Raw genomic sequence first — 12,742 nt, forward strand, 5'->3', positions numbered from 1 at the left:
TTTTTGTAGGCCTTTAAATTGTGCATGTCTACAAGATAACACAAAATATTTAATTGTAAAGCTTATTTTTTAACAAACCCTTAGGGCGGCAATGGTGTATAGAAACAACTCATAGACTACAAACTTGTAGTTGTCGTGTCTCCTTTCATGAAGAAAGTTTTCCGGTTTTACAAACTGCAAAGCTTCAGAGAAAAAACCTTGAGTTGCCTCAAAAAACTTCACGTCAGAGCAATACTTGCTGATAAAAACCACAAACTCAATAAATTCGTCTCGGTATGGTGTAAATTCTTCGATGCTCGCCCAAACTGATTCGTCAAAGGGTTCATTGGGTTTCTGCTCAAGCTCAAAATCTGCAAACGAACTAATAAGAGCCTTTAGATAATCCTCTGCTAAACCTGTTGCGAACCCTTGATTTCTCAATACAGCATCTTTAAAGGATTGCAATCGATGCGTTGTCTTTAACGGTGATTTGTCTTGTGTCGTGATAAATGCCGGCGGCTCGCCCAACGGCGGTTTTGTATAGAGAGGCGCATTATAGATGTTTCTCAATAGTTCTTCATAATTCTCATAAAAAGTTTGAGGGTTTGACAGGTCTATATAGATTCTGCTTTGTAGGAAAAGAGGAATGAAAGGTTTGCCGACTTCATCCTTTTCTTTGATTATTGGGAGAAATTTCTCTTGCGAAACTTTATCGTAAACTTCACGAGAAATAATCTGCGTCTCAGTCCCAACACCCCCAGCGCGGTCATTGGCCTTCTGCGTATAAACCTTATCGCAAATCACAAGGACTTTGGTTATCGCTTCATCTTTAACCATCGACTCCATGAAGTGATACTTGTCTTGGCCTGGCTTCAAATCCCACCGATCTATGACCACATCAACGCCATCTGTGACGAGCTTCTTAGCCAGTTCTAAAACCCATTCGACGTGCTCAGTGGATGACCAGCTATATGAAATAAACACTTTAACAGGTTGTACTCTATCCTGAGTCATTTTTCTATCCCTCGATAGTTCAGTTTTTGTGATAACACTACGCAGTTTTCCTCAAAAACACCGACTCATTCATCTCCTGCAAAATTTCCTGCAAGCCCTTTTCACCGAACAACTCAACCCCCAATCCGGCGGCATTCAAGATCGACAGCGGCGGCTGGAAGAGATCGTTAATCTCCAGCTTGCCGCGCACGATGCCGCGATTTTTGAGCAGGCCGAGATACTGCGCCTGTTCGGGGCTGAGATTCTTGGTGACCAACCAGGCGTGGAAATTTTCCGTCAGCTCTTCTTCTTTGCTCTTGAGCTTGAAATTCCCCAACGCCACTTTGATGAAATCGATCAAAGTCCGGTCCGGACGGCGATAGGCGCGGCGCAAGTTGTCCTGGTTGAAATACATCTCCGGACTGTTTAACCATCTTGCCAGCTTGTCTTCTTCCTCCGGCGTCAGTTCTTTCCCTTCACGAATCTTTTTGACCAAAGGATCATCCTTCGCGGCTTGCCGGATGGTCTGTTCCCAAATGGTGATGTATTCGCGCTTGTCAACGCGCTCGCCCTCGGGGCCGATTTCGACATAGGTGACGGCTTCGAGCCATTCATCTTCCAGGCCAAGCTCCGGCAGTTCGGGTCTTTGCTCCGGCCTTGTCCCTGGACCGCCAATTCCGATGCGACCTGCTCCGGTGCCGGTAAAAATATCGGTGTCACTATCATTGAAGTATTTGTGATTGCCGAAGAAATCGTAGATAACGAACTTTTGCTTCTGAATGCGCGGCGCCGTGCGCGTGCCGCGGCCGCGCATTTGCTGGTAAAGAATCGGACTACGCACGCGACGGCACATGACGAGATGCAAAACCTCGCGGCAATCAAAACCGGTGTCCAACATGCCCACACTCACCGCGACCTGCGGGTAATCTTCATATTTAAATTTGCGAATCAAATCGTCGGCATCGGTGACGTCGGAAGTGATCACCTCGGCGTAACGTCCCTGCTGTTCGGGATGCAATTCGTTGAGATATTTTGCCAGAAATGCGGCGTGGCGTTTCGTAATGGCAAAGACGATGCTTTTGCCTGGGCCGATTTTTTGTCCAGGAGCCAGTTCTTGGTAATTCTCCCAGGCCAGCTTATCAAACTCTGCCATCATCTTGCGATTGGTGTCTTCATTCGTCCATTTGCGCTCAAACTCGGCGGGGTCGTAATGCTCGTCATCCACCTCCGCGCCTTCGGCCAAGATCACCGTGATGCCGGTGGCAAATTTGTAGGGAGTCAGATACTGATACTTGAACGCTTCCAAGATCGGGTAGGCGAAATCCGGTTCGCCATCCTGACATTGGTAAAAGCGGAAGGTGTTACGTTCAATGTAGGCCGCCGGCGTTGCGGTCAATCCTATATGAACCGCATCGAAATGCGTCAGCGCCGTTTGCCATGCGCCGTAAATGGAACGATGGCATTCATCGGCAACCACGACGTCGAAATAGCCGCTGGTGAATTCCTGATAACGGCTGATCATGGTCTGCAGCAAGCACACCGTAATTTGCTGCTCTTGCCGCGCGATAGCCGGCTTTAACCAATAGCTGCCGTATTGGCCAAGCAAGTCCTGAAACGCTTCGAGCGCTTGCTTGGCGAGTTGTTCGCGATCAACCAGAAAAAGAATGCGTTCGGCATGGCCCGCTTCGATCAAACGCTTGAGGTAAAGACAAGTGAGATCGGTTTTGCCGGTGCCGGTGGGAAGCTCGATCAAGAAGCGGCGCTTGCCCAGCTCGAAGGCGTGATCGAGCGCGCGCATGGCTTCTTTCTGGTATGGACGAACTTCACGTTGCTCGCCCTGGCGCAGGTAATATTCGGGAATGGGAATCGTCGCCAGCGGCTTGCGTTCTTCGCGCATGTACAGCAACCGCTCCAAATCCCGGCGCGAGTAAAAAGAGTTGACAATGCGGGCATCGTCGTTGGTGTAGTCCCAAAAGTAGATCAGCTCCCCATTGGTGAGAAAAATGAAAGGCGCGCCGAGCTGCTTGGCATAAGGCAGAACTTGTTGCTTGGCCGTGTACGGTTGGATGGCGGAGCGTTTGGCTTCGATGACGGCGAGAGGATGGCCGCGTTGGTTGAGCAAAACGTAGTCCGCTCGCCCGGCAGGTATTTCGTCCCCGTCTACCAGCTTTGGAGCAGAGCGACCGCCAAAAGGCTCTTGCCTCTCAGCAATCGTTTGGATGGTTTTCTCGGTCAACACTTGCGATTTGTCAGCCGGATCCCAGCTCGCCTGGCGGAGCATGTCATCGATGATGATCCTGGCATCGGTTTCGGTGGTGTATTTCTTCATAGGTGTCCAGCTTGGGGATTCCTCAAAATAGACCAATAACGGCTGAACACCTTAAGAGACAAGCTCGTGGTTCGCCCAATGTGTTCAGCGTTTCAATGATATCCCTGAAAATAATCAGCAAGATTTTTCGTACCGAGATATACGTCGCAAACTAACCTGCCGCGATCGACACGATAGGCGTTGCCCAACTCGACATTTTTGCCAAGAATGAGCCGTTCCAGCTTTTGCTTCGTTTGTTGACCCCCAAATTCATGCAACTCCGGCGCATCATATCCGGTGGGACGGACATGCGTACCGGTTTGCTCTTTCCATTTCCATTCGGGGCTCACTTCAAACGTGTCGCCGTCGATGACGCGAACAACTTTAAATGTTGCCATTGTCGATTTCCTTTCACAAAAGAGGTTCGCATCAGTAATAGGCAAGCGATGTGCCAGAGCGACAATGGCCATTCCGTTTGACGATAGAACAATGGCTTGCAGAACTTATGTCCTCGCTTCAGTTAAACTGCAGTTGAAGCATTTTCAACTTTGGTTGAAATCACTCTCCCCGATATTCCTTTGCAGATTTATTGGGAGGTCGGGCTCTGCAAAAACTTATGCACGGCTTGCGGCGAAATGCCCAACAGCTTCGCTGCTTTACTTTGATTGCCGCCTGATGTTTCAAGCGCGCGCAACATCAATTGCTTGCGGGCGCTGGTGAGATATGCTTCGAGAGAAAAACCATCATAAGGTTCCGGCAAAGCGGCCAGCGGATCGGCATAGGTCACCGGCTCGGCAATGAGCAGATCATCGGCCTCAAGCACCATATTCCTCGCGAGCCGGAGGGAACGCTCGAGAACGTTTTCAAGCTCGCGCACATTGCCCGGCCAGGAATGATTTTGCAGACGCGTCAAGGCCCCGGGCGTAAGCCGCTTCGGCTTCTTGAGCTGGGCGTTGAGACGATCCAGAATGTGCAAGGCCAATTTTGGAATGTCGCTGCGACGCTCGCGCAGCGGTGGCAGGTGAATTTCGCCGACGTTCAGGCGATAATACAAATCCTGGCGAAATTTTCCCTCCCGAATCATCTTGCTGGCGTCATGGTTCGTTGCAGCGATGATGCGAACATCGACTTGATGCGGCTTCTTTTCTCCCAAAGGCTCGACGAGTCCGTCTTGCAGAATACGGAGCAGTTTCGCTTGCAGGGGAACCGGCAACTCGCCCAATTCATCAAGAAAAAGCGTACCGCCGTTCGCTATGTCAAACTTTCCGGTTTGATCGCTGGTTGCGCCGGTGAATGCGCCCTTCTTATGTCCGAACAAAATGCTTTCAACCAAATCGTGGGGAATCGCCGCGCAGTTAATCGGAACAAAGGGTTGTTCTCGACGATCACTGAGCTTGTGAGCCAGTCGGGCAAAGACTTCTTTGCCGACACCGGTTTCACCAAGTATCAAGAGCGGCGCATTGGAGGGGGCAAGAGCCGCTACCATTTCAAGAGCTTTTCTTGTCTTTGGGTGGTCGCCAACGATACCCAAAAGCTGAAGGGCGGCATCCAAATCGGGTGCTGGCGTTTCGAGATCCCCCAGCAGTGCCAAATGCGCCCGCACGCGAGGAAAATCCTGCGAAGTCAAATCGACTTCTGAAACCAGGGGGCGCTCATGTGTAACAAATCGCGGAGGCCGCACATGCAGAATATGCGCGGGAATTTCACCGCTTGCGGCCAACAGTACCCAACAAGCGTGCATTTGCGGAGTGCCGGAAGCAACGGCAATGTAGTAGGTTGCCGCGGAGTTGCTTTCACTGATTTCCGCAAGGTGTCGTCGCAAGCCACGCAAAATGGCAAGATAGTCGGTGGGATCGTCCAGAGGCAGATCTCTTACTTCAACACCAATAGCCGGGTGAAGAGTTTTCAAGGCCTCAGTCGTTGCCGAGGTATTCTTTTCGGTGTTTGGCGTCGAAAAAAGAACGACCCGGTCAAAAGGTCTTGCTGCGACCAGCGATAAAATCGGGCCGCTTTGCTGCTCTTCACCTACTAAGCCTGGAGAGTAAGGATCGTGAAAACCAGTGAATGTCAGGAGTGTTCTCACGGAGTGGGGGTTTCCCAAATTGCCTAGTTAGAAGATAGGTTTTCGAATTCTCCCTCCCTTGAGCGCAAAATAATACGGATTCCGCTGATTGATTTCAACGATTTTTTGTTAGCAGACTGCTCAGGAGGACGATCTCGTTCAAATCGCCCACCTTCACCCCAAATCAAAAATCATCTTCAGCGCTTGATCAATTCTTCGCAGCGCGGCATCATCCAGCTTGCCGCGAATCTTGACCAGCCGGTGGCGATGGTCGACCGGGCGGGTTTGCAGGCAATCGACTCCAGACTTTTTCGAAAGCCCGTTGGTTGAGTCTGGTTCGATCACGACATTGGTGATGATTTGGCCTTTCTTGTCGCTCCATTCCGTGATCATTTCAGTTCTCTTGGCTTCTTTGCTTTCAACTTTTTGATGCTAACCGCCGAGGGCAAATCTTCCGGCATGGTGCCGCCAAGCTCTTTGATGGTTTGGCGCACCTTGGCGCCGACCTGGCGATGCGTCAAGTTGGCTTTGTCCTTTCCCTGAATATTTTCACGGCGCAGCTTCTCCTCCGTTTGTGTGGCGCGAAATAAATTGGCGGCCAACTCGGTGCTGCCCATGTGATCGAGGATGTGCTGGCTCTTCTTCAGGCCTTTGCGTTGATGAATGTCCCTGGCCGTCAAACCGCCGTATAGTCCCATGTAACCGTGGTTTTGGAAAATGGCATAGTCAATCGGCTGCACCACACCGGCGCGTTTGGCGGCATCGGCGAGCTTGAGGTTGTGTTGCGAAATTTCATCGCGCAGCAACAAACGGCGTTCGTCCTCGATAGCCCGCTCGGAAAGCTCCTGCCGCCGCGTTTGCACGGCAAAGTAAGTTTGCCCCAGCGCCACAATGTCCTTTTCCGGATCCGCGTTTTGAATCACCAGATAGCAGGCATAGCGCGAGAGGTAAACCGTTTTTACCTCTCGCTGCGCGCCTCTGCCCAGTTCGACCATTTCGGTAACATCAACGAAATGGTCTTCAAGACGCTGACCGCTATTGAAACACGCGGCACGCGCTTTTTGAATCACTTGCTCGAAATTCCGGTAATCATTGTATTGCAAGACTTGAGCGAAATCACGGCTGGACCAATACTCGACTCCAGCATCGTTCGTTCGCCGGATTTTTTCGAATGGAGATACATGGCTGGAAGAAGTTGTTTGAATTTCAGTTTTCATGACGTTTCCTCCATTTGAAGATGCAGTTAAACCATTGATTTTTTGTTGCACCTATTTTTGTGAAAGCAGCTAACCCATTGATTTTACGTTCGTCACTGGCATTTATTACCCTTATTGCGCGTAGAAAATCATACATTAAAATATTATAATCAATAGCTTGATCATTTCGGTGATGTCACCGAAATGATCAAAAGTTCACTATTTCGTTTTCACACCAATCTCCACCGGATCGAAAACAACCTTGTCTGCGAAACACGCGGCTAGACTAAACGAGTTTATTCAGTGCCAAATTGAAGGCAGGTTTAACGGGATATTTCACCGGCCCGCCAGAATTGGAGCAAGAAGTGAGATTGATATTTGCTCCCAGATGAAATGGGACGGAATGTAGGAAAGTCTACTTGTGAAGTCAACGACCTCGTTCAAATCGCCAAACTTCACCCCAAATCAAAAATCATCTTCAGCGCTTGATCAATTCTTCGCAGCGCGGCATCATCCAGCTTGCCGCGAATCTTGACCAGCCGGTGACGATGGTCGACCGGGCGGGTTTGCAGGCAATCGGCCACGGACTTTTTCGAAAGCCCGTTGGTTGAATTCGGCTCGATCACGACATTGGTTATGATTTGGCCTTTCTTGTCGCTCCATTCCGTGATCGGCACAACTTGAATGACCGGCACGCGCTGATTGTAAACGTCATTCGTTACAATCACGCAGGGACGTGTTTTGCCCGTTTCAGAACCCAATGTCGGATCGAGATTAACGTCAATGACAAGGCCGCGCTGCAAAGGCTTCATTCCGGCCACTCCGTTATGGCTGAGTTGGTCAAATCCTGCAACTCCCTGTCACTCTCATAAAGGCTGGCATACATCTCAGCACTTGACTTGAGCTTTTCCATTTCCAGCTCTTTTTCTAAGCGCTCCAGTGCGGTTCGTATGACCGCACTTTTGTCCTTAAATCCATATTTTTTAAAAAGGTTCAGGAAGTTTACGTGATTTTCTTCGAGACTGAATTTTGCCTGGATCATAATTGAACTCCAATTTTGGAACTATAACTGGGTATCAGTTTTTGTCCCTAAAATACGGACTAAACTATGGAAAAGGCAACAGAAAATTTCTGACGAAACGAGAGGTGAATCTTCTGGGAGCATTTCTTATTCTTGCTTCAGGCTGCGTTTTTTCTTTTGATTCTCCAGTTTCCGCAAAGCCTTCTCTTTAAAAGCGCGTTCAACCAACTCCCCATAAATCTCCGGCCGGCGCGAGGCAATGACGGCGGAGGTGCGATCCAGCATTTTCTCGAAAAAGAATTGCGTCACACGCTTTTGGGCTAAATCGATCTCATGCGTCAAAACGCCAATGCTGCGTCCCATATCCGCGAGAATCAAACCATCCGGCCCGACGATGCCGCTGCGGCCGATCATCATCCCGGGTTTCCATTCGCCCTCGGGATATCCGTAGCACGCCGAAACCAGATACAAACCCGTGTCAACCGCGCGCGCGCGATAGCGAATCTCCCAGTCCACCTCGCCCCAACCTGCCTGCACATGGGGAAACAGTAGAATCTCTGCTCCTTTCAGCATGAAGATCTGCGCGACTTCAGGATACTCGATGTCCATACAAGTCATGATGCCCACCGTGCCGAAATCGAGTTTGAAGACCGGCAACTCATTACCGGTTTGCATGCCGAGACGTTGCTCGGGTTCGGTGGTGTGCGCCTTTTGATAGCAGCCCGCGATTTTTCCCGCACGATCAAAGAGTACCACAAAGCTGGCCACCACGCCCTGATGATTTCCCAACATCGGAAAGGCGACGTTCATCTTGTACTGCCGCGCCGCCCGCGCAATCATGCGGGTGCAGGGGCCGGGAATGTCATCCGCTACATACTCGCGCTTGTTATTCGACCAGGTGCGGTGATGCAAATTGGCATATTCGCCGAACAGCACGAGATCAGAGGCGCGCTCGCCGGCGATCCGCAGCTGGCCTTGAATGTGGCGGCGATTGCGCGCCTGCTTTTCGGCAAACGAGCGGCCGGCAATGTTGGTTGCCATTTGCACGGTGCTGACCCGAACGATTCGACTCATGGGCTCACTCTGGTTAAAGAGACGAACAACGAATGGCGCGCACGCCGGCCTTCAGAAGTGATAGACGGTCGTCCACGCCGCCTCCTGCTGCGGCAGCACGGTGCGCTGATAAAACGGCTCAAAGGAAAAAGTCCGGTCATTTGCCCACAGGGCAAGATCAGAAAGCGGAAAGTTGCAGGTCACGCGGATTTCGCCGCAGAGATCATGCGCCTGGCGCACGGTCAGCGGCCGGCCGTTAAGCTCTTCGACTTTGACATAACAGCCCTCCGGCCAGTGGTGTCCGGTGTTCATCGCGATGAAGCCATCCGTCTCCAATCTGAAGCCGGGATTTTCGGGCAATTTCGTGAGTCCGGCCGGCTGGCAGCAGCGCCCATCGTTGGTTAATGGGAAAAACGGATGGGCAAACCAGCGAAACGGCACCGGTGCGGCGCCGGTGTTGTGCAGCAGGGTGCTGGAACTGAGGCTTCTATTCTGCAGCCGTATCTCCCGCACCAGGCGAAACGACCAGTCCTTGAAGCTTTGTGCCGTGGTCATGCGCAGGCTTGCGTCGCGATGGTCCACCTGCCACTGCGCAAACGCTACGGTTTTGGCATTGGTAAAAAGATGGTAAGGAAGCTGCGGCGAAATCTTGTCAACCAAGCCGACGCCGATGATGAGCTTGCGTTCTTCCACTTCCTGTTCCGCGTGATACAAGGTGAACTGAAACACTTCCGGCAAGCCCTGACCGTTGATCACAGCCGGGAATTCCGCCGGAAACTCCGGCCCACTGAGCAGCGGCCGGCCGGCGGCATCCCGCACTTGATAAATGTAACCGCCGACACAATAACGCGGCCCAAGGCGCGCTTGATCAGCAATGGGATCGAGAATATGGGCACTGAGTTGAGCGTTTTGAAGCACGTACATGCAAGACCTTTCGTGCGGTGATGGGCAAGGCGGCAGGTGGAAGGCGCGAGCCGGCCGCGGACTCAGCCGCAATCAAGTTAGGACCGCGAAGACAGATAAAACTCCAAACCTGTTTTCTCCCCGTTTTCCCGGTTCAGAACGTTCGTGACGATTGAACTGGCGGCCTGTTGCCTTACAGCGTTTTGCGCTTGCGTGAAGATCTCATTCCGAAGAATCTGGTGAAATTCTTGGCACTGTGCCCAAGTTTTCACAGGACCCTTGCAGGAGGACAACGATAGCCGATTTACTTTCCAGGGCAACCGTGCACGAGTCGGGGAGGTTCAATATGGCGCCAGTTCCGCGGCGCGGTCGTAGGCCGCTTCGATCACCGCCGGATCCGTGTCATTCTGAAACATGTGCGAGCCGGCGAAGATGAAACCGCCGTCGCCTTTGAGCAGCGCGAAGACGCGCTCCACTTCGCCGCGGATCTGCGCGACATTCATCACCGGCAGCGCGGTGATCGTATCAAGTCCGCCCATGAGGCAGACGCTTTTCCCGAAGAACTCGCGCACGTGTTTGGGCGACATGCCCGCGGACTCCTGCACGGGATGAAGCCCGGACACGCCGAGCTTGAGGATGCCGTCGAGAATCTGCGTCACATCGCCGTCGCTGTGCAGCAGCACCGGCACATGAAAATCACGCGCACGATCGAGAATGATCTTCATGGCCGGATAGACCATGTCCCACCACATGTCCGGACTGAAGAGCATGGTTCTCTGCTGGCCCCAATCATCGGAAAGCTCGATGACATCGACACCGGCCTTGATGGCGGACTCGACGCAGTCCGCGGTCCACGCCGCCAGCTTGAAATACATTTGCTTCGTCTTCTCCGGTTCCAGTGCCATATTCAACAGCGCTTGTTCCGTGCCGGGCAGGCCGTTTCTCTCGAACAGGAATTGCGACAGCTCGAAGACGCCCCAAGCATGGCAGAAAACGGCGAGCTGCTGTTCATGCGCAGCCAGCGCTTGCTGCACGGTCACGGAAAGGACTTCGTCGCAAGGCGTGGTGAGAATGGCGGGCGAGGTGGGATTGTCGGGCTCGAGTTCCAAATAGTGATCAAGCTCCATGCTGCCGGCGTGGCGCGCCGGGCCGCCGAAGGGAAAGCGCGGCAGCACACCGGTCACAGCATCGATATGATAGCGCGCCATAAACGCCGCCAGGCTGCCGTGCCGGTTGGCCATGCGCGTCTGCACTTCCGGATTCCAGCCCGCGAAGACATTCAATGGAACGCGATCGGGCCTGTCACCGGCGAATACCGCGCGGATGCGTTCACGCGAAGTCATATCATCTCCCGTTTCAAGCGAGCATTGCTTGCACGCGTTCGACCGCCGTGACCGCGTCTTTGGCGTAGGCGTCGGCGCCAATCTCGTCCGCGAAGCGCTGCGACACCGAGGCGCCGCCGACCATGATCTTGACCTTCTCGCGCAATTGCGCCGCGGCGATCGCCTCGATGGTCTTCTTCATCTGCAGCATGGTGGTGGTGAGCATGGCGGACATGCCGACCACGGCGGGCGAATGGGTTTGAATCGCCTCCACGAACTTCTCCGCCGGCGTGTTCAAACCCAGGTCGATGACTTCGAAGCCCGCGCCGCGCAGCATGATGCCGACCAGATTCTTGCCGATGTCGTGCATGTCACCCTTCACCGTGCCGAGCACGACCCGGCCGATCGGTGCCACGCCGCTGCTGAGCAGATGCGGCTGCAGGATTTCCATTGCGGCTTTCATCACACTGGCGGATTGCAGCACTTCGGGCAAATACATCTCGCCGCTGCGCATTTTCTCACCGACCACCGCCATGCCGGCGATCAGGCCTTCGTTGAGTATGCTTTGCGGCGAGGCGCCACCGTCCAGCAGCTCCTGGGTCAGTTGCTTCACCGGCGTGACGCTGCCTTCTTGCAGCAGCTCGGCAATTCGCTTGAGATCACTGGTTGCGTCCATGGGACAGAACTCCTGATGGGTTCACAGTTGCGGCATGCAGTTGCATTCCGGATTTCGCGCGGCGTGAGACTACTTGCGCGGCGCAGCTCAAACATATCGACCGTAGGTTTTGGCGACTTCGACCAGCGCAAAGAGATTCTCGTCGGGCGTGTCGCGGCCGCATTGATCGCCGGTGGCGAGGATGAATCCGCCGCCCGCGGCCGCCGCGTCGATGCAGGCGCGCGCCTCCCGCATGACATCCGCCGCCGTGCCGTTGAGCATCGTTTCGAAGGTATTGACATTTCCCTTCAAACAAAACTTGTCGCCGAATTTTCTTTTCACTTCGGCGAGTTCGACGTCGCCGCCCGGCGGCCGCTCCAGCGGCTCCATGACGTTGATTTCGGTTTCGTGGTAGTTGATTTCGACGATCAAGCGGGAGCGGCCGCAGGTGTGCTGGTGGCAAAGGACGCCGGCCTGCCGGCACTTGCCGGCAATGCGTTGAATGATGGGCAAATCATATTGCCGATAGATCGCCGGCGAGCTGAGGCTGAGCGACGAGGAGGAGCCATTGATCAAAATCTCATCGGGCCGGCTGGGCAGCACGCGATCGAGCATGCGATCGACAAAATGAAAATAGTACTCCTGCACCTGGCCCATCAGCTCCGGCTGCTCGTAGAAATCGCGCAACGCCTGCATCGATCCGCCTTCTCGCAGCCACACCCAAAATCCCATGAAGGTTTCGAAGCCCAGGCCGTAAATGCCCAGCTCGCCGATTTTGCCGCGATTCCGGCAAGGATCCTCCAGCGGCCGCTGCTCCAGATACCAGCGCAGTTTGGGAAAATCCTGCGCAATGTCCTTGATCATCGCACTCATGTGCCAGGGCGGGTCGGCGCGGGGATAGCACACGACTTCTGTGAGCCGGCCGAAGGGCGTGTCCAGCCAGCGTTCGACCTGCAGCTCCTCTTCTGAAGATTGCAGCATGCGTTCCTGCCACTTGGGCGCTTCATACATGGTGAGATTGTCGTAGATGTACCAGCCGTCGATGCCGTAGTATTTCACCGCCTGGAGATAAGCCTCATCGAGCGGCGGATCTTCGTGCAGATAAACCTCCCAGAAGGGTTTGCCCAGCAGCCGGCACGGCACCATGTTGGAGATGTCCGGCATGACCGGCACATGATCGGGGATTTGCCGGCGCATGGCCGTGAGAATGCGCTGGCGCGGGGTCAGCGCGGTCGTGGTTGTGCTCATGA

At 53.5% G+C, this 12,742-nt stretch carries 13 protein-coding genes; all 13 read right to left on the reverse strand.

From position 1 onward, the window contains the following. Nucleotides 1–69 precede the first annotated feature (69 nt). Nucleotides 70–993, reverse strand: coding sequence for a toll/interleukin-1 receptor domain-containing protein (locus tag L6R21_13235; GenBank protein ID MCK6560153.1), 924 nt, complete (start codon nucleotides 991–993; stop codon nucleotides 70–72). A 37-nt stretch (nucleotides 994–1,030) separates the two neighbouring features. Then, nucleotides 1,031–3,301 carry a DEAD/DEAH box helicase family protein gene (locus L6R21_13240; protein ID MCK6560154.1) on the reverse strand — a complete coding sequence of 757 codons (2,271 nt, stop codon included), beginning with the start codon at nucleotides 3,299–3,301 and terminating at the stop codon, nucleotides 1,031–1,033. Between the two features lie 92 nt (nucleotides 3,302–3,393). Continuing rightward, on the reverse strand, nucleotides 3,394–3,678 hold the full coding sequence (locus L6R21_13245) for a thermonuclease family protein (protein ID MCK6560155.1): 285 nt from the start codon (nucleotides 3,676–3,678) through the stop codon (nucleotides 3,394–3,396). A 188-nt stretch (nucleotides 3,679–3,866) separates the two neighbouring features. Continuing rightward, a complete protein-coding gene (locus L6R21_13250; protein ID MCK6560156.1) occupies nucleotides 3,867–5,363 on the reverse strand; it encodes an RNA repair transcriptional activator RtcR family protein in 1,497 nt (498 codons plus the stop codon). 153 nt (nucleotides 5,364–5,516) lie between these two features. Beyond that, nucleotides 5,517–5,735, reverse strand: coding sequence for a type II toxin-antitoxin system PemK/MazF family toxin (locus L6R21_13255; protein ID MCK6560157.1), 219 nt, complete (start codon nucleotides 5,733–5,735; stop codon nucleotides 5,517–5,519). Then, nucleotides 5,732–6,559 (reverse strand): DNA damage-inducible protein D, encoded by an 828-nt coding sequence (gene dinD, locus L6R21_13260; GenBank protein MCK6560158.1) that lies wholly within the window; start codon nucleotides 6,557–6,559, stop codon nucleotides 5,732–5,734. Before dinD ends, L6R21_13255 begins: the two co-directional genes overlap by 4 nt. A gap of 434 nt (nucleotides 6,560–6,993) precedes the next feature. Next, the gene (locus L6R21_13265) at nucleotides 6,994–7,350 is read right to left on the reverse strand and encodes a type II toxin-antitoxin system PemK/MazF family toxin (GenBank protein MCK6560159.1); all 357 of its coding nucleotides are present in this window, start codon (nucleotides 7,348–7,350) and stop codon (nucleotides 6,994–6,996) included. Further along, nucleotides 7,347–7,580 carry a hypothetical protein gene (locus tag L6R21_13270; protein ID MCK6560160.1) on the reverse strand — a complete coding sequence of 78 codons (234 nt, stop codon included), beginning with the start codon at nucleotides 7,578–7,580 and terminating at the stop codon, nucleotides 7,347–7,349. The genes L6R21_13265 and L6R21_13270 overlap by 4 nt, the downstream gene beginning before the upstream one ends. A gap of 126 nt (nucleotides 7,581–7,706) precedes the next feature. Next, the gene (locus tag L6R21_13275) at nucleotides 7,707–8,633 is read right to left on the reverse strand and encodes a carbon-nitrogen hydrolase family protein (protein MCK6560161.1); all 927 of its coding nucleotides are present in this window, start codon (nucleotides 8,631–8,633) and stop codon (nucleotides 7,707–7,709) included. Between the two features lie 51 nt (nucleotides 8,634–8,684). Further along, nucleotides 8,685–9,536, reverse strand: a complete 852-nt coding sequence (locus L6R21_13280) for a hypothetical protein (protein MCK6560162.1) — start codon at nucleotides 9,534–9,536, stop codon at nucleotides 8,685–8,687. A gap of 320 nt (nucleotides 9,537–9,856) precedes the next feature. After that, nucleotides 9,857–10,858, reverse strand: coding sequence for a hypothetical protein (locus L6R21_13285; GenBank protein ID MCK6560163.1), 1,002 nt, complete (start codon nucleotides 10,856–10,858; stop codon nucleotides 9,857–9,859). Between the two features lie 13 nt (nucleotides 10,859–10,871). Beyond that, nucleotides 10,872–11,513 carry a corrinoid protein gene (locus tag L6R21_13290; protein MCK6560164.1) on the reverse strand — a complete coding sequence of 214 codons (642 nt, stop codon included), beginning with the start codon at nucleotides 11,511–11,513 and terminating at the stop codon, nucleotides 10,872–10,874. A gap of 87 nt (nucleotides 11,514–11,600) precedes the next feature. Next, nucleotides 11,601–12,740 (reverse strand): hypothetical protein, encoded by a 1,140-nt coding sequence (locus L6R21_13295; GenBank protein MCK6560165.1) that lies wholly within the window; start codon nucleotides 12,738–12,740, stop codon nucleotides 11,601–11,603. Between the last annotated feature and the right edge of the window lie 2 nt (nucleotides 12,741–12,742).

It is taken from the genome of bacterium, assembly GCA_023150945.1.
Classification (GTDB): Bacteria; Zhuqueibacterota; Zhuqueibacteria; order Zhuqueibacterales; family Zhuqueibacteraceae; genus Coneutiohabitans.

Coding starts and splice junctions, on each gene's coding strand:
- L6R21_13235 (MCK6560153.1), bottom strand. CDS start 993: ATGACTCAGGATAGAGTACAACCTGTTAAAGTGTTTATTTCATATAGC.
- L6R21_13240 (MCK6560154.1), bottom strand. CDS start 3,301: ATGAAGAAATACACCACCGAAACCGATGCCAGGATCATCATCGATGAC.
- L6R21_13245 (MCK6560155.1), bottom strand. CDS start 3,678: ATGGCAACATTTAAAGTTGTTCGCGTCATCGACGGCGACACGTTTGAA.
- L6R21_13255 (MCK6560157.1), bottom strand. CDS start 5,735: ATGATCACGGAATGGAGCGACAAGAAAGGCCAAATCATCACCAATGTC.
- dinD (MCK6560158.1), bottom strand. CDS start 6,559: ATGAAAACTGAAATTCAAACAACTTCTTCCAGCCATGTATCTCCATTC.
- L6R21_13265 (MCK6560159.1), bottom strand. CDS start 7,350: ATGAAGCCTTTGCAGCGCGGCCTTGTCATTGACGTTAATCTCGATCCG.
- L6R21_13270 (MCK6560160.1), bottom strand. CDS start 7,580: ATGATCCAGGCAAAATTCAGTCTCGAAGAAAATCACGTAAACTTCCTG.
- L6R21_13275 (MCK6560161.1), bottom strand. CDS start 8,633: ATGAGTCGAATCGTTCGGGTCAGCACCGTGCAAATGGCAACCAACATT.
- L6R21_13280 (MCK6560162.1), bottom strand. CDS start 9,536: ATGTACGTGCTTCAAAACGCTCAACTCAGTGCCCATATTCTCGATCCC.
- L6R21_13285 (MCK6560163.1), bottom strand. CDS start 10,858: ATGACTTCGCGTGAACGCATCCGCGCGGTATTCGCCGGTGACAGGCCC.
- L6R21_13290 (MCK6560164.1), bottom strand. CDS start 11,513: ATGGACGCAACCAGTGATCTCAAGCGAATTGCCGAGCTGCTGCAAGAA.
- L6R21_13295 (MCK6560165.1), bottom strand. CDS start 12,740: ATGAGCACAACCACGACCGCGCTGACCCCGCGCCAGCGCATTCTCACG.